The sequence below is a fragment of the Streptomyces tanashiensis genome (genome assembly GCF_014648895.1).
In the GTDB taxonomy this organism is placed as follows: Bacteria; Actinomycetota; Actinomycetes; order Streptomycetales; family Streptomycetaceae; genus Streptomyces; species Streptomyces tanashiensis.
Window position 1 is genome coordinate 12,171 of sequence record NZ_BMRZ01000026.1, and the last position, 23,735, is coordinate 35,905.

General features: G+C 72.2%; 26 protein-coding genes and 1 riboswitch. Of the genes, 16 read left to right on the forward strand and 10 right to left on the reverse strand.

Annotated elements, in window-relative coordinates; all coding sequences use genetic code 11:
• Positions 1-85: 85 nt before the first annotated feature.
• The 3 genes from IE237_RS38695 (at position 86) to cpt (ending at position 2,698) form a co-directional block, all read left to right on the forward strand.
• Positions 86-751, forward strand: coding sequence for an HD domain-containing protein (locus IE237_RS38695; protein WP_189806901.1), 666 nt, complete (start codon positions 86-88; stop codon positions 749-751).
• A 149-nt stretch (positions 752-900) separates the two neighbouring features.
• Positions 901-2,112, forward strand: coding sequence for a Cmx/CmrA family chloramphenicol efflux MFS transporter (locus IE237_RS38700; protein WP_189806935.1), 1,212 nt, complete (start codon positions 901-903; stop codon positions 2,110-2,112).
• A gap of 64 nt (positions 2,113-2,176) precedes the next feature.
• Positions 2,177-2,698 carry a chloramphenicol phosphotransferase CPT gene (gene cpt / locus IE237_RS38705; protein ID WP_189806936.1) on the forward strand — a complete coding sequence of 174 codons (522 nt, stop codon included), beginning with the start codon at positions 2,177-2,179 and terminating at the stop codon, positions 2,696-2,698.
• Positions 2,699-2,720: 22 nt separating this feature from the next.
• Here cpt and IE237_RS38710 read toward each other — a convergent pair whose 3' ends face one another.
• On the reverse strand, positions 2,721-3,431 hold the full coding sequence (locus IE237_RS38710) for an AfsR/SARP family transcriptional regulator (protein ID WP_189806902.1): 711 nt from the start codon (positions 3,429-3,431) through the stop codon (positions 2,721-2,723).
• Positions 3,432-3,738: 307 nt separating this feature from the next.
• Here IE237_RS38710 and IE237_RS38715 point away from each other — a divergent pair, with 307 nt between their 5' ends.
• From IE237_RS38715 to IE237_RS38745, 7 genes are all read left to right on the forward strand, one after another.
• Positions 3,739-6,150: a cyanobactin maturation protease PatG family protein gene (locus tag IE237_RS38715; protein WP_189806903.1), complete on the forward strand. Its 2,412-nt coding sequence runs from the start codon at positions 3,739-3,741 to the stop codon at positions 6,148-6,150.
• Between the two features lie 30 nt (positions 6,151-6,180).
• Positions 6,181-6,363 (forward strand): hypothetical protein, encoded by a 183-nt coding sequence (locus tag IE237_RS38720; protein WP_189806904.1) that lies wholly within the window; start codon positions 6,181-6,183, stop codon positions 6,361-6,363.
• 45 nt (positions 6,364-6,408) lie between these two features.
• Positions 6,409-6,606: a hypothetical protein gene (locus IE237_RS38725; protein ID WP_189806905.1), complete on the forward strand. Its 198-nt coding sequence runs from the start codon at positions 6,409-6,411 to the stop codon at positions 6,604-6,606.
• Between the two features lie 65 nt (positions 6,607-6,671).
• Positions 6,672-6,872 (forward strand): hypothetical protein, encoded by a 201-nt coding sequence (locus tag IE237_RS38730; RefSeq protein ID WP_189806906.1) that lies wholly within the window; start codon positions 6,672-6,674, stop codon positions 6,870-6,872.
• A 45-nt stretch (positions 6,873-6,917) separates the two neighbouring features.
• On the forward strand, positions 6,918-7,118 hold the full coding sequence (locus tag IE237_RS38735) for a hypothetical protein (protein ID WP_189806907.1): 201 nt from the start codon (positions 6,918-6,920) through the stop codon (positions 7,116-7,118).
• Between the two features lie 72 nt (positions 7,119-7,190).
• Entirely contained in the window at positions 7,191-7,421 is a 231-nt protein-coding gene (locus IE237_RS38740; RefSeq protein WP_189806908.1) for a hypothetical protein, read from the forward strand.
• 81 nt (positions 7,422-7,502) lie between these two features.
• On the forward strand, positions 7,503-8,849 hold the full coding sequence (locus IE237_RS38745; protein ID WP_189806909.1) for a hemopexin repeat-containing protein: 1,347 nt from the start codon (positions 7,503-7,505) through the stop codon (positions 8,847-8,849).
• Positions 8,850-8,858: 9 nt separating this feature from the next.
• Here the strand turns inward: IE237_RS38745 and IE237_RS38750 are convergent, their stop codons facing one another.
• Both IE237_RS38750 and IE237_RS38755 read right to left on the reverse strand, forming a co-directional pair.
• Positions 8,859-9,128, reverse strand: coding sequence for a DUF4031 domain-containing protein (locus IE237_RS38750; RefSeq protein WP_189806910.1), 270 nt, complete (start codon positions 9,126-9,128; stop codon positions 8,859-8,861).
• A 13-nt stretch (positions 9,129-9,141) separates the two neighbouring features.
• Positions 9,142-9,498 carry a DUF8819 family protein gene (locus tag IE237_RS38755; protein ID WP_189806911.1) on the reverse strand — a complete coding sequence of 119 codons (357 nt, stop codon included), beginning with the start codon at positions 9,496-9,498 and terminating at the stop codon, positions 9,142-9,144.
• Between the two features lie 161 nt (positions 9,499-9,659).
• On the opposite strand from IE237_RS38755, the gene IE237_RS38760 reads away from it, so the two are divergent.
• Both IE237_RS38760 and murQ read left to right on the forward strand, forming a co-directional pair.
• Positions 9,660-10,577, forward strand: a complete 918-nt coding sequence (locus IE237_RS38760; RefSeq protein WP_189806912.1) for a MurR/RpiR family transcriptional regulator — start codon at positions 9,660-9,662, stop codon at positions 10,575-10,577.
• 49 nt (positions 10,578-10,626) lie between these two features.
• Complete coding sequence (murQ, locus tag IE237_RS38765; RefSeq protein ID WP_189806913.1) at positions 10,627-11,547, forward strand: N-acetylmuramic acid 6-phosphate etherase; 921 nt, start codon at positions 10,627-10,629, stop codon at positions 11,545-11,547.
• A 60-nt stretch (positions 11,548-11,607) separates the two neighbouring features.
• Here murQ and IE237_RS38770 read toward each other — a convergent pair whose 3' ends face one another.
• Complete coding sequence (locus tag IE237_RS38770; protein ID WP_189806914.1) at positions 11,608-13,104, reverse strand: alpha/beta hydrolase; 1,497 nt, start codon at positions 13,102-13,104, stop codon at positions 11,608-11,610.
• A 217-nt stretch (positions 13,105-13,321) separates the two neighbouring features.
• Between IE237_RS38770 and IE237_RS38775 the strand changes: the two genes are divergently transcribed.
• On the forward strand, positions 13,322-14,050 hold the full coding sequence (locus IE237_RS38775) for a transporter substrate-binding domain-containing protein (protein WP_189806915.1): 729 nt from the start codon (positions 13,322-13,324) through the stop codon (positions 14,048-14,050).
• 24 nt (positions 14,051-14,074) lie between these two features.
• Here the strand turns inward: IE237_RS38775 and IE237_RS38780 are convergent, their stop codons facing one another.
• From IE237_RS38780 to thrC, 5 genes are all read right to left on the reverse strand, one after another.
• Positions 14,075-14,575, reverse strand: a complete 501-nt coding sequence (locus tag IE237_RS38780) for an SRPBCC domain-containing protein (RefSeq protein ID WP_229844033.1) — start codon at positions 14,573-14,575, stop codon at positions 14,075-14,077.
• A gap of 109 nt (positions 14,576-14,684) precedes the next feature.
• Positions 14,685-16,313 carry a chaperonin GroEL gene (groL, locus tag IE237_RS38785; RefSeq protein ID WP_189806916.1) on the reverse strand — a complete coding sequence of 543 codons (1,629 nt, stop codon included), beginning with the start codon at positions 16,311-16,313 and terminating at the stop codon, positions 14,685-14,687.
• 308 nt (positions 16,314-16,621) lie between these two features.
• Entirely contained in the window at positions 16,622-16,825 is a 204-nt protein-coding gene (locus IE237_RS38790; protein ID WP_015035246.1) for a cold-shock protein, read from the reverse strand.
• 387 nt (positions 16,826-17,212) lie between these two features.
• Positions 17,213-17,491 carry a MoaD/ThiS family protein gene (locus IE237_RS38795; protein WP_017238235.1) on the reverse strand — a complete coding sequence of 93 codons (279 nt, stop codon included), beginning with the start codon at positions 17,489-17,491 and terminating at the stop codon, positions 17,213-17,215.
• Between the two features lie 14 nt (positions 17,492-17,505).
• Positions 17,506-18,813, reverse strand: a complete 1,308-nt coding sequence (thrC, locus tag IE237_RS38800) for a threonine synthase (RefSeq protein ID WP_189806938.1) — start codon at positions 18,811-18,813, stop codon at positions 17,506-17,508.
• Positions 18,807-18,951: riboswitch (SAM riboswitch) on the reverse strand. (Overlaps the previous gene by 7 nt.)
• A 149-nt stretch (positions 18,952-19,100) precedes the next feature.
• Between thrC and IE237_RS38805 the strand changes: the two genes are divergently transcribed.
• From IE237_RS38805 to IE237_RS38815, 3 genes are all read left to right on the forward strand, one after another.
• Positions 19,101-20,042, forward strand: coding sequence for a glucosyl-3-phosphoglycerate synthase (locus IE237_RS38805; protein ID WP_189806917.1), 942 nt, complete (start codon positions 19,101-19,103; stop codon positions 20,040-20,042).
• A gap of 38 nt (positions 20,043-20,080) precedes the next feature.
• Entirely contained in the window at positions 20,081-21,937 is a 1,857-nt protein-coding gene (locus tag IE237_RS38810; protein WP_189806918.1) for a DUF7927 domain-containing protein, read from the forward strand.
• Positions 21,938-22,019: 82 nt separating this feature from the next.
• Positions 22,020-23,426, forward strand: a complete 1,407-nt coding sequence (locus IE237_RS38815) for an alpha,alpha-trehalose-phosphate synthase (UDP-forming) (protein ID WP_189806919.1) — start codon at positions 22,020-22,022, stop codon at positions 23,424-23,426.
• On the opposite strand, the gene IE237_RS38820 is transcribed toward IE237_RS38815, so the two are convergent.
• Positions 23,362-23,709: a winged helix-turn-helix transcriptional regulator gene (locus IE237_RS38820; protein ID WP_189806920.1), complete on the reverse strand. Its 348-nt coding sequence runs from the start codon at positions 23,707-23,709 to the stop codon at positions 23,362-23,364. The genes IE237_RS38815 and IE237_RS38820 overlap by 65 nt on opposite strands.
• Between the last annotated feature and the right edge of the window lie 26 nt (positions 23,710-23,735).

The following is a 23,735-nucleotide window of genomic DNA, read 5'->3' on the forward strand; positions in this document are numbered from 1 at the left end:
GCATACCCATGGGGGGTATGTAAGAGTGAGATGAGGGCGCGTGGGAAGCACTCCCTCCGCACCCCCGGCCGGGCAGAATGCCCCCATGACCGCAGACCAGGACCCCGCACTCCTCCGACGCTGGAACGCCACGCTGCTCGCCGCCCGCGCCGGCCACGAGGGCCCCGACCCCGCCCCGTACGGCCAGAACCTGCTGTCCCGCTGGGCCGAACCGCAGCGCCGCTACCACACGGTCGACCACCTCAGGGCGGTCCTCGACCGCATCGACGAGCTCGCCGACCAGGGCGGGGAGGGCGGCGAGCTGGAGCTCGTACGGCTCGGCGCCTGGTTCCACGACGCCGTCTACCGCCCGGACCGCTCGGAGAACGAGGAACGCTCGGCGGTCCTGGCCGAGAAGGCCCTCGCCGAAGCGGGCCTCACCCCGCACGAGGTGGCCGAGGTGGCCCGCCTGGTCCGGCTCACCACCACCCACGACCCGGCCGCGGGCGACCTCAACGGCGAGACGCTCTGCGACGCCGACCTCGCGATCCTGGCCACCGACCCCGATACGTACGGGGGGTATACGGCTGCGGTGCGCGAGGAGTACTCCTTCGTCCCGGAGGCGGACTTCCGCGCAGGCCGCGCGGCCGTCCTCCGCCACCTCCTCGGCCTCCCCCGCCTCTTCCGCACCCCCTACGGGGCGGCGGTCTGGGAGGAGCGCGCCCGGGAGAACCTGGAGCGCGAACTGGCGGAGCTGACCACCGGCGGCTGACCGTCTCACATCCCGAGAAGTCCGACCTCCATGGAATGACAGCAACAAACCACAGGTTGACGCATGTCATGCCGCCCCCCTCGGCCGAGCGCACGACCGCCACCGCGACCGCCGCCCCGTCCACCCCCGAGGCGATACCCCCCACCCGTATGCCTCTGGCCGTGTACATCCTCGGCCTGTCCGTCTTCGCGCTCGGCACGAGCGAGTTCATGCTCTCCGGACTCCTGCCGCCCATCGCGGAGGACATGAACGTCTCCATCCCCCGCGCCGGACTGCTCATCTCCGCCTTCGCGATCGGCATGGTCGTCGGCGCGCCGCTGCTCGCCGTGGCGACGCTCCGGCTCCCCCGCAAGACGACCCTGGTCGCGCTCATCACCGTCTTCGGCCTCGGCCAGATCGCCGGCGCGCTGGCCCCGAACTACACCGTCCTCTTCGCCTCGCGCGTCGTCAGCGCCCTCGCCTGCGCCGGCTTCTGGGCGGTCGGCGCCGCCGTCGCCATCGCGATGGTGCCCGTCGGCTCCCGCGCCAGGGCCATGGCCGTCATGATCGGCGGCCTGTCCATCGCCAACGTCCTCGGCGTCCCGGCCGGCGCGTTCCTCGGCGACCACCTCGGCTGGCGCTCGGCGTTCTGGGCGGTCGGCGCGGCCTCCGCGATCGCGCTCGTCGGCGTCGTGACCCGCATCCCGCACATCCCGCTCCCCGAGACCAGGCCCCGCCTCAAGCGGGAGCTGGCCATCTACCGCGACCGGCAGGTCCTCCTCGCCGTCACGATCACGGCGCTCGCGGCGGGCGGCGTCTTCTGCGCCTTCTCCTACCTCGCCCCGCTCCTCACCGACGTCTCCGGCCTCGACAAGAGCTGGGTCTCCGCCGTCCTCGGACTCTTCGGCATCGGCGCCCTGGTCGGTACGACGATCGGCGGCCGCGTCGCCGACGCCCACCTCTTCGGGGTGCTGCTCAGCGGCATCGCCGCCTCGACCGTCTTCCTGATCGCGCTGGCCCTCCTCGCCCCCAGCCCGATCGCCACGGTCCTCCTGACCTTCCTCCTCGGCGTCTCCGCCTTCTACACCGCCCCGGCCCTCAACGCCCGCATGTTCAACGTGGCCGGCGCCGCCCCCACCCTCGCGGGAGCCACCACCACCGCCGCCTTCAACCTCGGCAACACCGGCGGCCCCTGGCTCGGCGGCACCGTCATCGACGCCGGCCTCGGCTACGCCTCCACGGCCTGGGCGGGCGCCGCCATGACGGCCCTCGGCCTGGCCACGGCGGCGGTGGCCCTCAGGCTCCACAAGTCCACGTCCCGCGTGGTGACTTCGAGCGCGGCCGGCCACCGGACGGAACAGCCCGCCGAAGCGAGCTGCTGAGGACCGGCGGAAATCGGCTGCGGGTCGTCACCGCGCCCCCTAGGGTGGCGCGGTGACGACACGGATGATCATCCTCAACGGCGGTTCCAGCTCGGGCAAGTCCGGGATCGTACGGTGCCTCCAGGCCGTACTGCCCGAACCGTGGCTGGCGTTCGGGGTCGACTCCTTCGTCGACGCCCTGCCCGCGAAGATGCAGGACTCCGACAGCGGGATCGTCTTCGACGCGGACGGCGGCGTCAGCGTCGGCGCCGACTTCCGGGCCCTGGAGGCCGCCTGGGCCGGAGGGCTCGTGGCGATGGCCCGGGCCGGTGCCAGGATCGTCGTCGACGACGTCTTCCTCGGCGGGGCCGCCTCCCAGCGGCGCTGGCGCGAGGCCCTCGGCGACCTGCCCGTGCTGTGGGTCGGCGTCCGGTGCGACAGCGAGGTCGCCGAAGGACGCGAGATCGCCCGCGGGGACCGGACCGGCGGAATGGCGGCGCAGCAGGCCCTGATCGTGCACGAAGGCGTGGAGTACGACCTGGAGGTCGACACGACGCGCGCCGAGTCCCTGGAATGCGCCCGCGCCATCGCCGCCGCGCTGACGTGACGGCCGGAACCCCGGGTGACGCTCAGGCCGAGGTGAGATCCTGCACCAGCCGCGTCATCAGCGGGGACGGCTCCACCTCCAACTCCCGCCGCAGCAACCGCTGGTACGCCTTGTAACGCTTCACCGCACAGGCCGTGTTGCCCTCCGCGATGTGGATCTCTATGAGGATGCGGTGCGCCGTCTCCCGGATCGGGTCGATCTCCGTCGCCGTCAGCGCCGTCTGCAGCGCCGCCAGATACTCCCCGTCCCGCCGCAGCCGCTGCGCCAGGCTCTCCAGCGCGTGCAGCCGCACCTGGTCCCAGCGCTCCCGCTCCAGGACGAGCCACTCGTCCGGCCACTCCGGCAGCAGCTCCTCCCCGAGCAGGGCGGACAGCGCCTCGGGGTCGTCGGGTGGCGGCCCGTCGCCTATCGCGTCCTGCGCCTGGGACCGCGCCCGGTGCAGGTCCACCTCCACCACGGGCGCGAGCCGCAGCCGGCGGTCCACGCACTCCACCGTGGGCAGGGGACCCGCCCGCCGCCCGTGACACAGGGCGGTCCTGAGGTTCGCCGAGGCCCTGTTCGGGCTGCAGTCGGGCCAGAGCCGCTCGGCTGCCGCACCCCGGTAGACGCCGGCGGCATGCACGGCGAGGAGCGCCAACAGGCGCTGCGCCCCCGAGGGGAGGGGGATACGGCATCCGGCGTAAGAGAGCTCGAAGGCACCGAGCAGTTCGAGGTATACGCCGTTCGATGACACACCCTCACTGTGCAACCGGCCGGTGGATCACGCATCCGCGCAACCGCACGTCACCGCCCCCGCCATCCGCGTCCCCGGTGCCGCCCCGACCGGCCGGGCGGGTATTCGGAGCGCGGTCCGGCGCGCTGTTCCACCGGGGCTGACCGGCGGCCAAACGGCCCCTCGGACGGACCGGCAACGCCCCGGAAACGCTCTGGGGACGCCGCTTGCACAGTCCGGGTGACGAACCGCCGACATCGACACCCCAGGGTCGGACCGAGAAGCCTTTCCGCACGCGGTGCCCTCGGGCACGGAAGGCAGGTCCGAGATGAAGCCTCGGGCAGTCCTGGGAGAACTCCGCCCACGGCCGGACGAGCCGTACGGCGACCCTCGGGTGTGCGTCGCCCTGCTCGACGGCCCCGTGGACCTGTCCCACCCCTGCTTCGCCGGCGCGGATCTCACGCGCCTGGTCACGCTGGTGCAGGAGCCCGCGGGCTCCGGCCCGATGTCGCTGCACGGCACCCACGTGGCCAGCCTTCTGTTCGGCATGCCCGGCACCCCCGTCACCGGGATCGCCCCGCACTGCCGCGGCCTGCTCCTCCCCGTCTTCCCCGACGGCGGAAACGGCCGGGTCCCCCAGATGGACCTGGCCCGGGCCATCGAGCGCGCCGTCGAGGAAGGCGCCCACGTCATCAACATCAGCGGCGGCGAACGGACCGACGCCGGCCAGGCCGACGCCCTCCTCGAACGGGCCCTGCGGCTCTGCGAGGACCAGGGTGTCCTGGTCGTCTCCGCCGTCGGCAACGACGGCGCGGACACCCTCCAGGTCCCCGCCGCCGTCCCCTCCGTCCTGGCCGTCGGCGCCGCCGCGGCCGACGGCTCCCCGCTCGACATCAGCAACTGGGGCGGTGCCTTCCGGACCCACGGACTCCTCGCCCCCGGGCAGGACATCGAGGGCGCCGCACCCGGCGGCGGCCTCGCCTCCCTGACGGGGAGCAGCTTCGCCACCCCCCTCGTGGCCGGCACCGCGGCGCTGCTCGTCGCGGCCCAGCTGGCCGGCGGCGGGACGGCCGACCCGAAGGCCGCCGGGCAGGCGCTGCTCGCGACGGCCACCGCACCCGCCGACTGCGCCGACCCGGACACCCCGGCCTGCCGCCGGGGACTCGGCGGCAGCCTCGACGCCCCCCGGGCGTACGCCCTCATCACGACCAGGAAAGAGGAGACAGCCGTGACCACTCCCGCAGCCGCCCCCACTCCGTCCGAGGCCCCCGCGCCGAGCGTCGCCCCGGCCGCGTACGAGACCCCCGCGCCGTACGGGACACCCGCCGCGCCCGCGGCACCCGCACCCGCGCAGCCCGCGGCACCCGTACCGGTGGCCCCGCCCGTACCGGCGGGCGTCGCTGCCGACGGTGGCGCGCCTCCCCCGCCCCCGGTCCCGCCGGCGCCGGCCGCGCCGCCCGCCCCGGGACCGGTCCAAGCACCGCCCGCCCCGGCCCTGGCGCCCCCGGTTCAAGCCGTCGCCGCGGCCGCCGCACCCGTCGCACCCGTCGCACCGAGCCCCACTGCGCCCCCCGTTCACGCTCCTCACGCCACTACAAGCGCCGGAGTGCGCCCCTCTTGTGGCTGCGGTGGCGACCCCGCCGCGTGCAGCTGCGGCGGCAGTGGAGGCGCGTCCCCACGGCAGTTGATCTACGTCATCGGCACCATCGGCTTCGACTACCCGACCGAGGCGCGCCGCGACAGCTTCCGGCAGCAGATGCCGTACGTCGAGGTGACGGTCGACGGCAAGGCCGTCGAGCAGGCACCCGACCCGTACAGCCCCCGCCAGCTCCGCGACTACCTCGCGAGCGCCCCCTGGGTCTCCGACAAGGTCACCTGGACCCTCACCATGGACGGCGCCACGGTGTACGCGTTGGAGGCCGAGCCCGCCGCCGGCATGGACTGGAGCGAGCCGCTCGTCCCTCCGGTGGAGGCCCAGAAGGCCCGCAAGGCACCGGCCCGCATCGCCACCGAGAAGGGCAGGACGGACGCCGACCTGTTCAACTTGTTCGCGAATCCGCCGGTGTCGACGGTGTACCGGGTCTTCCGTGACGCCATCTGGGGCCAGGCCCTCGACCCGGACGACGAGCAGGAGCGCGACGGATACATCTCCCGCGTCTCCGTGCCCGGAGTCCTCACCGACCGGACCACACGCCTCTACTCCGGCCAGATCGTGCCGGTGGTCGAGGTGAAGAGCCGCGGCCTGTACACGTGGAACGAGGCGGCACTCGTCGACGCCGTCTTCGACCAGGTCAAGAAGGACTCCGAGATGGAGCAGCCCAAGGACCCGAAGCAGCAGACCAAGGTGAAGGTCCGCGACGAGGCCGAGCTGAAGCTGACGATCCGCGCCTTCCTCGACAAGATCTACTACCAGTTCCGCAACCTGGGGCAGACCTCCGCCGACCGCGCGCTCAACTACATGGGCACCAACGCCTTCCTGTTCGGCGACAAGATCAAGGAAGGGCTGCTGTCCGCGAGCAAGGTGCCGGGCTCCACCAAGAACCTGTACGCGCTCGACACCATCACCGTCACCAAGAGCCCCTACTGCAGGGTCGGTTCGGACTGCCAGGACGTGACCGTGACCTTCTACGACCCGGAGGACGAGCGCAGGTCCCGGCTCTCGTACCTGTTCACCGTCGACGTGAGCGACGAGCTGCCGGTCACCCTCGCCCCGGTCCACACGTTCCTCGGCTCCCTCTGAAGCCGCCGACCCCCGAGAGGAGACACCGCCATGGACACCCGCCGCAACCGACCAGGAGCCATGCCGCTCCAGGCCCGCCCCGTCCGACGCGAGGGCCCCGGAGCCGGAGCCGGGGACACCCGTACCGGCGCCGAGGCAGCCATGTCCTCCTGCGCCACCATGACCGGCCCCGCCCGGCAGATGTGTTACGCCAGCCACGGCGTCTCCGTCTGACGGGAACCCCGCGACCGGTCAGGAGAGAAGAGAAAGGAAACCGTCATGTTCGACGAGACCCACACCACCCCCGACACCGGCGACAAGCCCCGCCGTTCCCCCGCCGGACAGCTCCGGCTGCAGCTGCCGCAGCAGTCCGCACCCGTCCAGCGCGGCAAGCACCCCGAGGGTTCCGACGCCTCCGGCGGCGCGGCCGCCAGCGGCCTGCTGGGCAGCCTGCTCGGCGACATCATCCCGATCTGAGGACCCCACTCCCCGAGTGAGGACCTCCCGTTCCGCGACAGGAGACGAAAGGAAGGGACCGCACCATGTTCGACGAGACCCGGACCCACGAGGACGACGGCGCCGAGACGCCCCGCCGGTCCCCGGCCGGACAGCTCCGGCTACAGCTGCCGCAGCAGTCCGCACCCGTCCAGCGCGGCAAGCACCCCGAGGGCTCCGACGCCTCCGGCGGCGCGGCGGCCAGCGGCCTGCTGACCAGCTTTTTCCCGGACATCCTCCCGTTCTGAGGCCCTCACGCCGCGAAACAGGAGATAAAAGGTAAGGAGCACACCATGTTCAACGAGACCCGAGCCCACGAGGACGGCGGCGCCGAGACGCCCCGCCGGTCCCCCGCCGGACAGCTCCGGCTCCAGCTCCCGCAGCAGTCCGCACCCGTCCAGCGCGGCAAGCACCCCGAGGGCTCCGACGCCTCCGGCGGCGCGGCCGCCAGCGGGTTCCTCGGCGGCCTCCTCAGCCAGGTCCTGCCGATCTGAGTCCCGCGTCACCGGCGGGACCGGGCCGCCACTCCGTGACCGGTCCGGTCCCGCCCGACCCGAGGAAGAACCATGCGACTCGATCTGCCGAAACAGGTCCCGGCGGTGGACCGGCGGGAGCGCTACGCGCCGTACCGCATCGTCGTCACGTTCGTGGACGCCGACGGGCAGGAGCAGCACGTGCACAAGCAGCCGAGGGGCAACTTCGGCGGGCTGCCGGGGGACCCCCCGCCGCTCGTCCACGGCTACGGCCGCGGCTGGCAGTCCGCGCCGACGGGCTGCCGGTGGACCGGCGTCCTGTGAGGGAACGTCCTGTGAGGGAAAGGGAAGGGGACGGGTCGCCCGCCGAGCGGCCCGTCCCCGCAGGAAGGAGCCGAGACCGTCATGACCACGGTGAGGTCGGCCGTCTCCTGGCCGAACGACAAGACGTACCTGTTCCACGCCGACGACACCTACGACCGGTACGACTCGGTCACGGGGGTCCGTGAGGACTCCGGTCTCGCGATCAGCCTGTGGCCCGGCATGCCCCGCTCGCCGGACGCCTTCGTCTGGTGGGGTGCGGGGAAGGCGTACGCCTTCATGGGGGGCACCTATGTCCGGTACGACGCCCCCGCCGACCGGGTCGACCCCGAGTACCTGCCGCCCAACGATCCGTTCACGGTCGAGTTCGGCTGGACCGGTCTGCCCGACGGCTCGGGCGGCGGCCCCGACTGGCGCACCGGCATCGACGCGGGCGTGAACTGGGGGAACGGCAAGGTGTACCTCTTCAAGGGCGACGCGTACGTGCGGTACGACATCACCGCCGACCGGGTGGACCCCGGCTATCCCCGTACGATCGCGGGCAGTTGGACCGGGTTGTTCACCGAGGGCGTGGACGCCGCCGTGTACCCGGGCGGCCGGTTCGCCTACTTCTTCCGCGGCGAGGAGTTCCAGCGCTTCGACGTGGACGCCGACCGGGTGGACGCGAGTGGTCCTCTGGACGCCTCCTTCCGTCTCGCGCCCACCCCCTCCGGAGGCGTGGCCCCGGCCCGGCTGCTGACCGCCGCCCAGGCGAACCAGCTCACGGCGGACCTGGCGCGGCGGGGCATCATGACCTTGAAGAGCCCGGCCTTCGTGGACGGGCCGGGCGGGGTCGTGTCACCGAGACCGGGGCAGCGGGTGGTGGTGAGCCCGCCGTCGTTCGGCAGCGTCCGCTACACGAACCAGATCAACCCGGCGTCCGCGGTCATCGACAACCTCGACCAGTCCATGCTGATCGCGCTGTACCGCCTCACCCGCTGGATCAACGCCTCGGCGCCGGACGTCGCCGAACTCCTCCACCTGGGCATCGGGCACGGCGGGCCGAACCTGAAGGACTGTCACAACCAGGGCCGCGCGCTCGATCTCTCGGGCTTCACGGGGCAGTTGGACGGGACCTCGTTCACCCGGTCGGTGAAGAAGGACTGGGGCAACCTGCCGCGACCGGCCGGTGTGAAGGTCAGGATCGACCCTGCCGCGGACGCGCTCGGGTTCGGGCTGTTCACGACCGCCTTCCGGTCCGCCACCTTCGAGTGCGAGGCGACGGCGTTCGGCCCGGCCAACAAGTGGCCCATGCCGGACCTCGGCGGCACCGGCTTCGTGATCTACCCGGACTACGCCCCGGACGCCGCCCCCGGCAGCGAGAACGCCCGGCTCCGCGACGCCCACACGGACCACATCCACATGCAGGTCGGCGTCACCTTCCTGCCCTGAGGCCGCGCCTCAGGAAGCCGGCCGTCCCTTCGGCCGCCGCAGGCCCGCCTTCGTGAGGTGGCGGAGCAGTTCCTTCGAGCCCACCTCGATCGCGCCGGCCGCCACCGCGTCCGCGTACCGGTCGGAGGGGATGTCGTAGTGGTCCCGCTCGAAGGCGCGCGGCGGGGCGCCGATCCCGGCGGCGAAGGCGTGCAGCTCCTCGAAGGAGACGTCGCTGACCAGGTGCGACCACATGCGGCCGTGCCCCGGCCAGGTCGGCGGGTCGATGTAGAGGCTCACGCGGGGGCTCCCGTCATGTCAGGCCGCCCACCGGGGCCACCACCACGCCCTGCTTGCCGCAGACCCAGTGCGGGTCCGGGCCGAGCTCCGGCTCCACGTCGAGGGCGTGCGGGTCGCCCGAGGCGCAGACCGGGCAGAGCGGCCAGCGTCCGTACCGTTCGAGCAGGGCGTCCTGCACGTCCTGGGCGACGAGCCCGGCGACGTACGACACCCCCTCGGGCCACTGCTCGACCCACCAGCGCCGGTGGGTCACGGCGTCCTCCACCATCGACACGACCTCTGCGGCGGACACCTTCCGGGCCACGAGGTCGGCCAGAACCAGCGCGCGGGCGGCATGCAGCGCCTGCTCCACGGGGTCGATGTCGTCCATGCACTCATTGTCACCCGTCCGAGGGAAAGGGCGAAGGTCCCCTCCGGAAGTCACCGCCGGAAGCCACCGCCGGAGTCCCGCCGGAGTCCCGCCGGAAGCCCCGCCGTATCCGGGACCCGCGGGGTCTTGTCGCCCCACCGGGCCGAAAGTATCTTTCAGGTGTGACCAATGACGTGAAGGAAAGTTTCACCAGCGAGGCGCCGCCCGCCCCCGCCGCCCTCGCGGCCAAGGTGCGGACCCTCGCGCCGTCCATGACCCGCTCCATGCAGCGGGTCGCCGAGGCCGTCGCCGGAGACCCGGCCGGCTGCGCCGCCCTCACGGTCACCGGCCTCGCCGAGCTCACCGGCACCAGCGAGGCGACCGTCGTCCGCACCGCCCGGCTCCTCGGCTACCCCGGCTACCGCGACCTGCGCCTCGCCCTCGCCGGCCTGGCCGCCCAGCAGCAGTCCGGCCGCGCCCCGGCCGTCACCGCCGACATCGCCGTCGACGACCCCATCGCCGACGTCGTCGCCAAGCTGGCCTACGACGAGCAGCAGACCCTCGCCGACACCGCCGCCGGACTCGACACCGTCCAGCTCGGCGCCGCCGTCGCCGCCCTCGCCGTCGCCCGCCGCATCGACATCTACGGCGTCGGCGCCTCCGGCCTCGTCGCCCAGGACCTCGGCCAGAAACTGCTCCGCATCGGACTGATCGCGCACGCCCACAGCGACCCGCACCTCGCCGTCACCAACGCCGTACAGCTCCGCTCCGGCGACGTCGCCCTCGCCATCACCCACTCCGGCTCCACCGGCGACGTCATAGAACCCCTGCGCGTGGCCTTCGACCACGGCGCCACCACGGTCGCCATCACCGGCCGCCCGGACGGCCCGGTCACCCAGTACGCCGACCACGTCCTGACCACCTCGACCGCGCGCGAGAGCGAACTGCGCCCCGCTGCCATGTCGTCCCGCACCAGCCAGCTCCTGGTCGTGGACTGCCTGTTCACCTGCGTCACCCAGCGCACGTACGAGACGGCGGCCCCTGCCCTCGCCGCCTCGTACGAAGCCCTCGCCCACCGCCACTCCCCCCGCACCCGCTGACCCACTCGATCACCGGCGCCGACGACGCCGCCGCACCGAAAGAGCCCCCGTGCCCACCACGTACTCCGAACTGCGCGCCCAGCTGGCCACCCTCACCACCGAGGCCTTCCGCCCCGAGCTCGCCGAGATCGACCAGCTCCCCACCCTGGACATCGCCCGCACCATGAACGGCGAGGACCGGACCGTCCCCGAGGCCGTCGCCCGGCAGCTCCCCGCGATCGCCGCCGCGATCGACGCCACCGCCGCCCGCATGGCCCGCGGCGGCCGCCTCATCTACATGGGCGCAGGCACCGCGGGCCGCCTCGGCGTCCTCGACGCCAGCGAGTGCCCGCCCACCTTCAACACCGACCCCTCGCAGGTCGTCGGCCTCATCGCGGGCGGCCCGTCCGCCATGGTCAAGGCCGTCGAAGGCGCCGAGGACTCCAAGGAACTCGCGGTGGAGGACCTCACCGCGCTCGGCCTCACCGCCGACGACACCGTCGTCGGCATCTCCGCCTCCGGCCGCACCCCGTACGCCGTCGGCGCCGTCGAGCACGCCCGCGCCCTCGGCGCGCTCACCATCGGCCTCTCCTGCAACGAGGACAGCGCGCTCGCCGCCGCCGCAGAGCACGGCATCGAGGTCGTCCCCGGGCCCGAGCTCCTCACCGGCTCCACCCGCCTCAAGGCCGGCACCGCCCAGAAGCTCGTCCTCAACATGATCTCGACCATCACGATGATCCGCCTCGGCAAGACCTACGGAAACCTGATGGTCGACGTCCGCGCCTCCAACGAGAAGCTCCAGGCCCGCTCGCGGCGGATCGTCGCCCTGGCCACCGGCGCACCGGACGAGCAGATCGAGACCGCCCTCGCCGCCGCCGACGGAGAGGTGAAGACCGCGATCCTGATGATCCTCGCCGACATCGATGCCAAGACCGCCGAGCAGCGGCTGACCGCGTCCGAGGGTCACCTGCGCGCGGCCCTGCACGCCTGAAGACCCCCTCGCAGCGGAAGGGCCCGCCCGGAGAGATCCGGGCGGGCCCTTCCCCTCGCGTCACCGGCAGAGGACGTCCTCCGCGGGCCGCACGCCCTCCGTCAGGAAGCGGGTCACCGCACCGTCGCCGCAGGCGTTCCCGTTCCCGAGGTAGACCCCGTGGCCGCCCTTGTCGACGGAGACCAGGCGCGCCCGGTCACCGAAGGCCTCGCGCATCTTCAGGCCGGCGGAGTGCGGGGTCGACGGGTCGCGCAGGTTCTGGATCATGAGCACGTTCGACGGGCCCCGGTCGGTGATCCGGGTCGGCTTCCCCACCGCGCCGCCCTTCCAGAACGAGCAGGGCGTGATGTTCGCCGGCATGCCCGCCGTCAGCGGGTACCGCACGCGGTCCGCCGCGACGGCCCGCTCGTACGCCGGCACGGAACGGGGCCAGTCCACGTCGTTGCAGATCACGCCCACGCTCACCGTCGCCGCCTCGTCCGGCATCGGCCCGGCCAGCTCCGGCGGCAGCACCGGCACGCCCGCCGGGTCGAGGGCCTGGGCCATCAGCCGGGCGAAGGCCGGGAAGGCGGCGTCCGCGTACAGCGTCTGCTGGAGCGCCTGCCGCAGGACCGTGCCCGTCAGGGGGGTGCCGGGGGTCGTCGACGGACGCGGCTCACGGTCGAGACGGGCTGCCAGGTCCAGGAACAACGGCCGTACGTCCTCCGGGCGTTCGGCGAGCCGCAGCCCCTCCTTCGCCCGGTCCGGGTGGGCGGCCCAGGCCGCGAAGTCCGGGAAGCGGTCCTCGGCGCCGCGCGCCATGCCCGCGAGCCAGCCCCGGGCGACGCGCTTCGGGTCCGGGTCGGCGCTGCTGTCGAGGACCCAGCGGTCGGTGCGCTCCGGGAACTTCTGGGCGTACACGGCGGCCACGTACGTCCCGTACGAGACGCTCCACGCCGACAGCTTCCGCTCACCGAGCGCCTGCCGCAGCCGGTCCAGGTCCCGGACCTGGTTGGCCGTGGTCAGACCGCGGACCATCGCGCCGCCGTTCCGCGCACAGGCCTCGGCCATCCGGCGCGAGCGGGCCACGTTCTCGCCGATGCCGCCGTCGGCGGCCGGCCAGGACCGCAGGGTCACCAGGCGCCGGTCGTCCTCGCCGAAGCCGCACCGGGCCTTCGCCGAGCCGCCGACCCCGCGCGGGTCGAAGGCGACGAGGTCGTAGGCGCCGTTCATCTCCTTCGCGAGGGCGGCCCCCTTCTGCCCGAGGCGCTGCACACCGGAGCTCCCCGGCCCGCCCGGGATCACCATGAGCGTCCCGCGCCGCGCCTCGGGCCGGGTGCTGGGCAGCCGGGCGACGGCGAGCCCGATCTGCTCGCCCTCGGGGTCGGCGTAGTCGAGGGGGACGGAGAGCGTGGCGCACCGCTGCCCCGGCAGCGGCTTCACGGCGGGGTCGCAGTCACCCCACTCGAGCCCGGCGGCGGCAGCGGGGGCGACCCCGCCCCCGGCGAGGGCGACGCCGGCCACGACGGCGGCGGAGAGGGTGAGCAACAGGGCCTTGCGTCCACGGTTCGTTGTCATGCGCACAGCCTCGCGGACCGGGCCCCCGCCACCCATCCGGCAGACCGGCGAGTGAGAGGTGGGGCCAACCCCCGCCCGGCCGGGGGGTGTTCACCGGCGGGGAGCGGGGGCCTCGGTCACCGACCACGACCACACCCCGCCCCTGCCCGACTCCGCCCCGACCCCCCTGCCCTGACTCCGCCCCGACCACACCCCGCCCCCTGCCTAGACTCCGCCCATGACGACCACCACACCGCACCCCGCCATCGCCGCCGACCTCGCGCCCACCGGGGTCCTCCGGGCCTCCGTCAACCTCGGGAACCCGGTGCTCGCGCAGGGCACGCCCGAGGCCCCCGGCGGGATCACCGTGGATCTGGCGCGGGAGATCGGAGCGCGGCTCGGCCTCCCCGTCGAGCTGCTCTGCTTCGACGCGGCGCGGAAGTCCTTCGAGGCGATGGCGGACGGCCGGGCGGACCTCTGCTTCCTCGCCGTGGACCCGGCCCGGGAGACGGAGGTCGCGTTCACCGCCCCGTACGTCGTCATCGAGGGCGTGTACGCCGTGCCGCGCGACTCGGCGCTCACCACCGTCGAGGAGGTGGACGCACCGGGCGTGCGGATCGGGGTCAAGAAGGGCTCCGCGTACGACCTGTTCCTGTCGAGGAGCCTCACCCACGCGACCGTGGTGCGCGGCGACGAGGGCGTCGACACCTTCCGGGCCGAGGCCCTGGAGGTCGGCGCGGGGATCCGGCAGCCGCTCACCGCGTACGCCGCCGCACACCCGGACGTACGGCTGATCGACGGCCGCTTCATGGAGATCCGCCAGGCCGTCGGAACGACGGTCGCCCGCCGCCCCGAGACCGTCGCCTTCCTCCGCGCCACGGTCGAGGAACTGAAGGCGAACGGCTTCGTCACGGCCTCCCTGCGCCACTCGGGCCAGGACGAGGACCTGCTGGCCCCGCCGGCGTGAGCGGCGGCGCGCCGCCCGTCGGGCTCACAGCGTCTTCAGGTACTCCGCGAGCCGGTCGTACTGCTCCCTGATGCCCGCCTCCATGCCCGCCGCCAGCGCCTGGTCCCTGCTCTCGTTCGAGGGCCAGAAGGACGTGCTGGTCAGGGCCGTGCCGCCGTCGGGCGTCGCGTCGAAGGTGAGGGTCACCCGGACCGGCTCGCCGTCCGGCATCTGCTCGAAGACCTCCGTGTAGTCGAGCCGCTCCGCCGGGACGACGTCCTCGTACACGCCGGAGAAGACGATCTCCTGGCCGTCCGGACCGGTCTGGCCCCAGCGCCAGGCTCCGCCGACACGGAGGTCGATGTCGACGACCGTGGTCGTCAGGGCGGCGACGCCGTACCACTCCCGGACGTGCTCGGGGCGGGTCCACGCCTCCCAGAGCCGCTCCGGCACGGTGTCGAAGGTGCGGGTGACGACCAGCTCGCGGTCGGCCGGTGTCGTGAGCAGGGTGACCATCGTCGCGACCCCTTCCCGGAGGGAACTCACTCCTCCAGCATCCGCCGAACGCCCGAGGGCGGCACCCCCTGGTGGGGGTGCCGCCCTCGTTCGCGTACGCGAGCTGCGCGTTCAGCGATGAACCACCGATCCGTCAGGATCAGAAGTCCATGTCACCGCCCGGCATGCCGCCGCCGGCCGGCGCGGACGCCTTCTCCGGCTTGTCGGCGATGACGGCCTCGGTGGTGAGGAACAGCGCGGCGATCGACGCGGCGTTCTGCAGCGCGGAGCGCGTGACCTTCGCCGGGTCGATGATGCCCTCGGCGATGAGGTCGACGTACTCGTTGGTCGCGGCGTTCAGGCCGTGGCCGACGGGCAGGTTGCGGACCTTCTCCGCCACGACGCCGCCCTCGAGACCGGCGTTGACCGCGATCTGCTTCAGCGGGGCCTCGAGCGCCAGCTTGACGATGTTGGCACCGGTGGCCTCGTCGCCCGACAGGTCGGCCTCGAGCTTCTCGAAGACGTTGGACGCCTGGAGCAGGGCCACGCCACCGCCGGCGACGATGCCCTCCTCGACGGCCGCCTTCGCGTTGCGAACGGCGTCCTCGATGCGGTGCTTGCGCTCCTTGAGCTCGACCTCGGTCGCGGCACCGGCCTTGATGACGGCCACGCCGCCGGCCAGCTTCGCGAGGCGCTCCTGGAGCTTCTCGCGGTCGTAGTCCGAGTCGGAGTTCTCGATCTCGGCGCGGATCTGGTTCACGCGACCGGCGACCTGCTCGCTGTCACCGGCACCGTCGACGATGGTGGTCTCGTCCTTGGTGATGACGACCTTGCGGGCGCGGCCGAGCAGGTCCAGGCCCGCGTTCTCGAGCTTGAGGCCGACCTCCTCGGAGATGACCGTGCCGCCCGTGAGGATGGCGATGTCGTTCAGCATGGCCTTGCGGCGGTCGCCGAAGCCCGGGGCCTTGACCGCGACGGACTTGAAGGTGCCGCGGATCTTGTTGACGACCAGGGTCGACAGGGCCTCGCCCTCGACGTCCTCGGCGATGATCAGCAGCGGCTTGCCCGACTGCATGACCTTCTCCAGGAGCGGAAGGAGGTCCTTCACGGAGGAGATCTTGGAGTTGACGATCAGGAGGTACGGGTCGTCGAGCGACGCCTCCATGCGCTCCATGTCGGTGGCGAAGTACGCCGAGATGTAGCCCTTGTCGAAGCGCATGCCCTCGGTGAGCTCCAGCTCCAGACCGAAGGTCTGGGACTCCTCGACCGTGATGACGCCTTCCTTGCCGACCTTGTCCATCGCCTCGGCGATGAGCTCGCCGATCTGGGTGTCGGCGGCGGAGATGGAGGCCGTGGAAGCGATCTGCTCCTTGGTCTCGACATCCTTCGCCTGCTCGAGCAGGGCGCCGGAGACGGCCTCGACGGCCTTCTCGATGCCGCGCTTGAGGGCCATCGGGTTGGCACCCGCGGCGACGTTGCGGAGGCCCTCGCGGACGAGCGCCTGGGCGAGGACGGTGGCGGTGGTCGTACCGTCGCCGGCGACGTCGTCCGTCTTCTTGGCGACTTCCTTGACCAGCTCGGCGCCGATCTTCTCGTACGGGTCCTCGAGCTCGATCTCCTTGGCGATGGAGACACCATCGTTGGTGATCGTGGGGGCGCCCCACTTCTTCTCGAGGACGACGTTGCGGCCCTTGGGGCCGAGGGTGACCTTGACGGCGTCAGCGAGCTGGTTCATGCCGCGCTCGAGACCGCGCCGGGCCTCCTCGTCGAACGCGATGATCTTGGCCATGTGAAGTGGTCCTCCCGGACATGGGGTGGATAACGCTCCAGGACCGCGCCGACGCCCGCGACGGACGGCCTGCGTGCCCGATGGTTCCTTGCCCCACCTGGCCGCGGACCTCGTCTGCCCGATCCTCGTAAGCACTCTCACCTTCCGAGTGCTAACGCCAATGATTAGCACTCGACCCATGCGAGTGCAAGCGACTCTCGTGGATCGGGCACCTCACGCACGAGGCTCGGGAACGCACGAGGGGTCCGCATCCCCTCAGGGATGCGGACCCCTCGACGGCGTTGCGTCGGTGGCCGATCGCGCCGCGCTCAGACGGCGAGCTTGACCATGTCCGCCTGCGGACCCTTCTGGCCCTGCGAGATCTCGAACTCGACTCGCTGTCCCTCTTCGAGGCTGCGGTAGCCATCCATCTGGATCGCGCTGTAGTGGACGAAAACATCCGCACCACCGTCGACCGCGATGAAGCCGTAGCCCTTCTCCGCGTTGAACCACTTGACGGTGCCCTGAGCCATGCCTAACTCCCCTATTACTGGCCCTTGCGCGGGACCGCACCTCGCGGACCCGGGTCAGACCCTGCGCCGGAACGCGTCGACCGCCGCTGAATGTATCTGCCCAACTGCCCTCTGCAACAGGTCATTCGACCGAGAATTCTGGGCGCCCCGGAAAGGGGAATTGGGGAGAATCCCCTGAATTACGGGGCAAGTCGGGCCCGGCAAAGCGCGCAGAACGTACACAACGCGCAGGCACTTTGGCTGCTTCTTGTCGCGCGGGGACGCATTCTCATATGCGTCCGGCATGAGCAGCGGAGGGGACTTCCCCAACTCTACCGCGCTCAACCATACAGAATTGCCCCTTCCGCTTATCGCGCGGAAGGGGCAATTCGTACCGACTGGTAAAGGTCAGCAGCCGCCGGCGACGGCGGGGATGATCGAGACGCCCGCGCCGGCCGGGGTGGCCGTCTCCAGGCCCTGCTCGAAGCGCACGTCGTCGTCGTTGACGTAGACGTTGACGAAGCGGCGCAGCTTGCCCTGGTCGTCCAGGACGCGGGCGGCGATCCCGGTGTGGTTCTTCTCCAGGTCCGCGATGACCTCGGCGAGGGTCGCGCCCTCGGCCTGGACCTCGGACTGACCGCCCGTGTAGGTGCGGAGGATGGTGGGGATGCGGACGTTCACGGCCATGTCTTCTTAACCTTTCAGAGCGCCAGGCCGGCGTCGCGGAACGCGTCCAGGCTCGGGCGGATGGTGGCGGTCGCCTGAGAGGTGTCGGCCACCGCGTCCAGGGTCTTGAGTCCGTCGCCGGTGTTGAGGACGACGGTGGTGAGGTCCGGGTCGATGAGACCGGCCTCGACGAGCTTCTTCGTCACGCCGACGGTCACGCCGCCCGCGGTCTCGGCGAAGACGCCCTCGGTCTGCGCGAGGAGCTTGATGGCCTCGACGACCTGCTCGTCGTTCACGTCCTCCACGGCACCGCCGGTGCGGCGGGCGATGTCGAGGACGTACGGGCCGTCGGCCGGGTTGCCGATCGCCAGCGACTTGGCGATGGTGTTCGGCTTCTGCGGGCGGACGACGTCGTGGCCGGCCTTGAAGGCGGCGGAGACCGGGGAGCAGCCCTCCGCCTGGGCGCCGAAGATCTTGTACGGCTTGTCCTCGACGAGGCCCAGCTTGATGAGCTCCTGCAGACCCTTGTCGATCTTGGTGAGCTGGGAGCCGGAGGCGATCGGGATGACGAGCTGGTCGGGGATGACCCAGCCGAGCTGCTCGCAGATCTCGTACGCGAGCGTCTTGGAGCCCTCGCCGTAGTACGGGCGGAGGTTGACGTTCACGAAGCCCCAGCCCTCGCCGAGCGGGTCGCCGATGAGCTCCGAGCAGAAGCGGTTGACGTCGTCGTAGTTGCCCTCGATGGCGACGAGTTCACCGCCGTAGACACCGGCCATGACGACCTTGCCCTGCTCCAGGTCGTGCGGGATGAACACGCAGGAGCGGAAGCCGGCGCGGGCGGCGGCGGCGCCGACGGCGCCGGCCAGGTTGCCCGTGGAGGAGCAGGAGAGGGTGGTGAAGCCGAAGGCCCGGGCGGCTTCGAGCGCCTGGGCGACGACCCGGTCCTTGAAGGAGTGGGTCGGGTTGCCGGAGTCGTCCTTGACGAAGAGCTTGCCGGGGGCGACGCCGAGCTCGCGGGCGAGGTTGTCGGCCTGGACGAGCTTGGTCCAGCCGGGGTTCAGGTTCGGCTTCTCGGCGACGTCGGCGGGGACGGGCAGCAGCGGGGCGTAGCGCCAGATGTTGGCGGGGCCGGCCTCGATCTGCTTGCGCAGCGCCTCGGGGTCACCGGTGGGGAGGTCGTACGCGACTTCGAGCGGTCCGAAACAGAGTTCGCAGGCGAAGATCGGGCCGAGCGGGAAGATTTCACCGCATTCGCGACAGGAAAGTCCGGACGCGGGACCGAGGTCGACGGTGGTGGGTGCGACGGTCTGTACAGCCATGGAGGCGAGGCCCTTTCTCCTCATCTTTCCCATGACGAATTTTTCGTCATGAGACGGATTTGGCACCTTCCCTAGTCGGGGACCTCGCTGGAGGACGAGTAACCGACTGGAGGGTTGCCGGGGCTTCAACGGGCCGTTTCCCTCTGCCCCTCTGGATGAGCGGTATTCGATTGTGAAGCGCGGTGGACTTTCGTTCCTGCGCTCCGGCGCGGGCGGCACCCCGACGTGCATCGGGCATCCGCGTTGTTCAAGACTGTAACCGAAGGCCCGGACGCTTGAACCGGCCGTCCGAACCGCGAGATGGAGATCACGTGCTGGAAGAGGTGGAGCGCTGGCTGGACCGGCGGTCCTGGTCCGTGGCGGACCGGCCGCTGGAGCGGATCCTCGCCGCCAAGCGGAACACGAAGGTCAGCGTCGTCCTGCCCGCGCTGAACGAGGAGGCGACGGTCGGGGACATCGTCGCCGTGATCCGCCGCGAGCTGATGACCGAGGCTGTGCCGCTCGTCGACGAACTGGTGGTGATCGACTCGGGGTCCACGGACCGTACGGCGGAGGTGGCCGCCGCGGCCGGCGCGCGGGTGGTGGCGCGGGACGCGATACTCCCCCGGATACCGGCCGTGCCCGGCAAGGGCGAGGTCCTGTGGCGGTCGCTGATGGTGACCAGCGGGGACGTCGTGTGCTTCGTGGACGCGGACCTGCGGGACTTCTCCGCGGACTTCGTGACGGGGATCGTGGGCCCGCTGCTCACGGACCCGGACGTGGACTTCGTCAAGGCGATGTACGACCGCCCGTTCGGAGACACCCCCGGTCAGGGCGGCCGGGTGACGGAACTGGTGGCGCGCCCGCTGCTCAATCTGCACTGGCCGCAGCTGGCCGGCTTCGTGCAGCCGCTGGGCGGCGAGTACGCGGCGCGGCGCTCGCTGCTCGAACGGCTCCCTTTCCCGGTCGGTTACGGAGTGGAGCTGGGGCTGCTGGTGGACGCCCTGCACACGGTGGGCCTGGACGCGCTCGCACAGGTGGACGTAGGGGTGCGCAAGCATCGGCACCAGGACGGGCAGGCGCTGGGCCGGATGGCGGCGGCGATCTACCGGACGGCGCAGCTGCGGCTCTCGCGGGGTCATCTGGTGCGGCCGAGGTTGACGCAGTTCGAGCGGGGCGAGAAGGGCTTCGAGCCGCGGACGTACGCGGTGGACACGGAGGAGCGGCCGCCGATGGCCGAGATCACGGAGTACGCGCACCGCCGCGTGGCGTAACGCCGCATGATGATCCGTTTTGCATAAATTGCCCTTTTATGCGCTTCAGACAACCTCACCTGAGCAGGGTGCTCGCGGCCATCGGGCTCACGGCGGGCTCGCTCGCGTTCACGGCGGCCGCCCCGGCCGCCGCGGACGTGATCGAGCCCTTCGGCAAGCGGTACGACGCGTCGCTGTACGGCGACTTCACCACGATCGGCAACACGGTCATGGGCTGCCCGACCGCCCCGGCCGACCTGGCCGGCCGCTGCGCGACGGCGGCGTCCGGCCAGGGCTCGGACGACAACGACACCTTCGTGATGCGGCGGATCGACGCCGGCGGCATCGGGGACGACGGCTTCGGCTCCAGCACCGGCCACGTGAAGATCCCCGCGGGCGCCGAGGTCGCGTACGCCCGCCTCTTCTGGGGCGGCAACGACGGCACGTACAAGGGCCCGGGCGGCGCCCCGCTGAAGCGCTGCGACCCCTCGGGCGCGGACGTCGGGCGCTCCCCCGGCGACCCGACGACGACGGCCCCGCTGATCAAGGTCGGGGCGGGCGCGGCGACCCCGGTCTCGATCGACAGCATGGTCGCCGACCCGGCCGACACCGGCGGCCCGCACTACTACACGGGCGAGTCCGACGTGACCGCCGCCTTCGCGGGCGTCTCGGGGACGGACGCGCAGGTGGCGGTCGGCAACCTCTGGGCGCCGAGCGGCAAGGGCTGCGTGGCGGGCTGGTCCCTGACGGTCGTCCACAGGTTCCCGGGACCGGACCCGGTGAAGGCACCCGAGCGGCGGAGCATCCACGTCTACGGCGGCCACATCCTCCAGCGCTCGGCCTCCCCGGCCACCACGATCACCGTGGACGGCTTCCGGCGGGGCCCCGGCACGGTGCGCGCGAGCGTGACCGCGTACGAGGGCGACCGGAACACCCCGGGCGACAGGTTCCTCGTCGACGGCAGGAACGTCACCGAGGCCCGCACCGGCGACACGGACAACTTCTTCGTCGGCGAGGACGACGGCGCGGTCTCCCCGAAGCCGACCGACAACCTGAGCATCGACGCCAAGGCCTTCGACCTCCCGGCCGGCGCCGTCCCGCCGGGCGCGACCTCCGCCGATCTGACCTTCTCCACGAGCGGCGACACCTACGTGCCGTCCGCGCTGGCCTTCTCCGTGCCGGTCCCCGACCTGGAGATCACCAAGACGGCGAGCCCGCGCACGGTGAAGCCGGGCGACACCCTCACGTACACGATCACCGCGAAGAACGTCAGCGGGACCGACCACCCGAACGCGAGGTTCGGCGACGACCTGACGGGGATCCTGGACGACGCCGACTACAACGGGGACGTGCGGACGGACCTCGGCAGGGTCTCGTACGAGAAGCCGAGGATCGGGTACGTGGGGACCGTCCCGGCCGGGAAGACCGCGACCGTCACCTACTCGGTGACGGTCAAGGACCCGGCGACCGGCGACGGAAGACTCCGCACCGGCGTCGAGGCGGAGACACCCCGCTCCAACTGCGGACACGGCAGCCGGGACCCGTCCTGCACGGCGACCCCGAGGCTGGAGCACGAGAGGCCGACGCCGACCCCCACGCCCACCCCGACGGAGCCCTCACCGACCCCGGCGGAGCCGGAACCGTCCTCCCCGGAACCGAGCACCTCGCCCACCGTCCCGGCGACCGCGTCCCCCCCGGCTCCCCCGGCCCCGGGACCGCAGGGCGGCCACCACGCGGGCTCGGGACCGGACCTCGGCTATGACTCCGGCACCGGCTCCGGCACCGGCACCGGCACCGGCTCCATGGCGGAGACGGGAAGCAACGGCGAGCGGCTCTGGCTGCTCGGCGCGCTCGCGGTGGCGCTGGCGGCGACGGGCCTGGTGGCGAAGGCGGCGATGCGCGGCCGACGCGACTGACCTGCGGTGACCGCCCGTGGCCGGATCAGCCCGTCTCGTATACGTACGTTTGAGCGTTTACGGGACGGGCTAGGTTCGCCACATGGCTACTGTGCTCGTCGCATCCAACCGGGGCCCCGTCTCGTACGTGCTCGGCGAGGACGGCTCGCTCGACGCCCGCAGAGGCGGGGGCGGCCTGGTCTCCGCCCTCAGCACCATCGACTCCGCCGAGAGCCTCTGGGTCTGCGCGGCGCTCGGCGAGGGCGACCGGGAGGCGGTGCGGCGCGGGACGGGCGAGCCGGGCGTGCGGATGCTCGACATCGATCCCTCCGTGTACGCGGACGCGTACAACGGCATCGCGAACTCGGTGCTGTGGTTCCTCCACCACCATCTGTACGACATCCCCCGCGAACCGGTCTTCGACGCGGAGTTCCGCCGCCTCTGGGAGTCGTACCGCGCCTACAACCGCGCCTTCGCCGAGGCCCTGGCGGCTGAGGCCGCCGAGGGCGCGGCGGTCCTGGTGCAGGACTACCACCTGGCCCTCGTCCCCGGGCAGCTCCGCGAGCTCCGCCCCGACCTGCGCATCGCCCACTTCACGCACACCCCGTGGGCGTCCCCGGAGCACCTCCGGATGCTCCCGGCCGACATCCGCGGGGAACTCCTCCGGGGCATGCTCGGCGCGGACCGCCTCGGCTTCCACACGCGCGCGTGGGCGGAGGCCTTCGAGAGCGGCGCGGGCGACCTCGGACGCACCCGGGTGGCGACGTACCCCCTGGGAGTGGACGGCGAGGAGCTGCGGGCGCTGGCACACCGCCCGGAGGTGGACGACCGCCTGGCCCGCCTCCGCCAGGAGACCGGCGGCCGGAAGACCGTCGTCCGCGTCGACCGCACCGAACTCTCGAAGAACATCCTGCGCGGCCTGCTCGCCTACCGGGAGCTGCTGACCACCCACCCCGAGTGGCGCGAACAGGTGGTCCATCTGGCCTCGGCCTACCCGTCGCGCCAGGACCTCGACGCCTACCGGACGTACACGGCCTCCGTCACGGAACTGGCCGACGAGATCAACGCCGAGTTCGGCACGGCGGACTGGCAGCCGGTCCTGGTCTCCGTCGAGGACGACTTCACCCGCTCCCTCGCCGCCTACCGCCTCGCCGACGTGGCCCTGGTGAACCCGGTGCGCGACGGCATGAACCTGGTCGCGAAGGAGATACCGGTCGTCTCGGAGGCGGGCTGCGCCCTGGTCCTGTCCCGCGAGGCGGGCGCCCACGAGGAACTCCACGAGGACGCCCTCACGGTGAACCCCTTCGACGTGACCGAGACGGCGGAGGCCCTGCACACGGCCCTGACCATGCCCCCGGCGGAACGCGCGGACCGCACGAAGCGCCTGGCGGCCGCGGCCACGGCCCTGCCGCCGCAGCGCTGGTTCCTGGACCAGCTGGAGGCGCTCAGGAACCAGCGTCCCCGGCCCGCTCCCTGCCCCACGCGGCCAGGGGGCCGAGGGCGTCGTTGAGGCGGATGCCGTCCTTCGTCAGGGTGTACTCCACGCGGGGTGGAACCTCGTCGTACGAGACGCGGTCGACGATGCCGTCCGCCTCCAGCTCGCGGAGGTGGGACGCGAGGACCTTCTCCGTGATGCCCGGGACCAGCCGGCGCAGCTCGCCGAAGCGGCGGTGCGGCTGCTCGTGGAGCGCCCAGAGGATGAGCACCTTCCACTTGCCCCCGATCACCTCCATCGCGGCGTCGATCCCGCAGACGTGCCCGTCGGACGCACCCGGCCGGTTCAGTGTCGCCACGCCCCACCCCTCCTGACCTGTTCGCT

Excerpts from the sequence above, each read along its gene's own strand:
- IE237_RS38695 (WP_189806901.1), top strand. The coding sequence starts at position 86 with ATGACCGCAGACCAGGACCCCGCACTCCTCCGACGCTGGAACGCCACG.
- IE237_RS38700 (WP_189806935.1), top strand. The coding sequence starts at position 901 with ATGCCTCTGGCCGTGTACATCCTCGGCCTGTCCGTCTTCGCGCTCGGC.
- cpt (WP_189806936.1), top strand. The coding sequence starts at position 2,177 with ATGATCATCCTCAACGGCGGTTCCAGCTCGGGCAAGTCCGGGATCGTA.
- IE237_RS38715 (WP_189806903.1), top strand. The coding sequence starts at position 3,739 with ATGAAGCCTCGGGCAGTCCTGGGAGAACTCCGCCCACGGCCGGACGAG.
- IE237_RS38720 (WP_189806904.1), top strand. The coding sequence starts at position 6,181 with ATGGACACCCGCCGCAACCGACCAGGAGCCATGCCGCTCCAGGCCCGC.
- IE237_RS38725 (WP_189806905.1), top strand. The coding sequence starts at position 6,409 with ATGTTCGACGAGACCCACACCACCCCCGACACCGGCGACAAGCCCCGC.
- IE237_RS38730 (WP_189806906.1), top strand. The coding sequence starts at position 6,672 with ATGTTCGACGAGACCCGGACCCACGAGGACGACGGCGCCGAGACGCCC.
- IE237_RS38735 (WP_189806907.1), top strand. The coding sequence starts at position 6,918 with ATGTTCAACGAGACCCGAGCCCACGAGGACGGCGGCGCCGAGACGCCC.
- IE237_RS38740 (WP_189806908.1), top strand. The coding sequence starts at position 7,191 with ATGCGACTCGATCTGCCGAAACAGGTCCCGGCGGTGGACCGGCGGGAG.
- IE237_RS38745 (WP_189806909.1), top strand. The coding sequence starts at position 7,503 with ATGACCACGGTGAGGTCGGCCGTCTCCTGGCCGAACGACAAGACGTAC.
- IE237_RS38755 (WP_189806911.1), bottom strand. The coding sequence starts at position 9,498 with ATGGACGACATCGACCCCGTGGAGCAGGCGCTGCATGCCGCCCGCGCG.
- IE237_RS38770 (WP_189806914.1), bottom strand. The coding sequence starts at position 13,104 with ATGACAACGAACCGTGGACGCAAGGCCCTGTTGCTCACCCTCTCCGCC.
- IE237_RS38775 (WP_189806915.1), top strand. The coding sequence starts at position 13,322 with ATGACGACCACCACACCGCACCCCGCCATCGCCGCCGACCTCGCGCCC.
- groL (WP_189806916.1), bottom strand. The coding sequence starts at position 16,313 with ATGGCCAAGATCATCGCGTTCGACGAGGAGGCCCGGCGCGGTCTCGAG.
- IE237_RS38790 (WP_015035246.1), bottom strand. The coding sequence starts at position 16,825 with ATGGCTCAGGGCACCGTCAAGTGGTTCAACGCGGAGAAGGGCTACGGC.
- IE237_RS38795 (WP_017238235.1), bottom strand. The coding sequence starts at position 17,491 with ATGGCCGTGAACGTCCGCATCCCCACCATCCTCCGCACCTACACGGGC.
- thrC (WP_189806938.1), bottom strand. The coding sequence starts at position 18,813 with ATGAGGAGAAAGGGCCTCGCCTCCATGGCTGTACAGACCGTCGCACCC.
- IE237_RS38810 (WP_189806918.1), top strand. The coding sequence starts at position 20,081 with ATGCGCTTCAGACAACCTCACCTGAGCAGGGTGCTCGCGGCCATCGGG.
- IE237_RS38815 (WP_189806919.1), top strand. The coding sequence starts at position 22,020 with ATGGCTACTGTGCTCGTCGCATCCAACCGGGGCCCCGTCTCGTACGTG.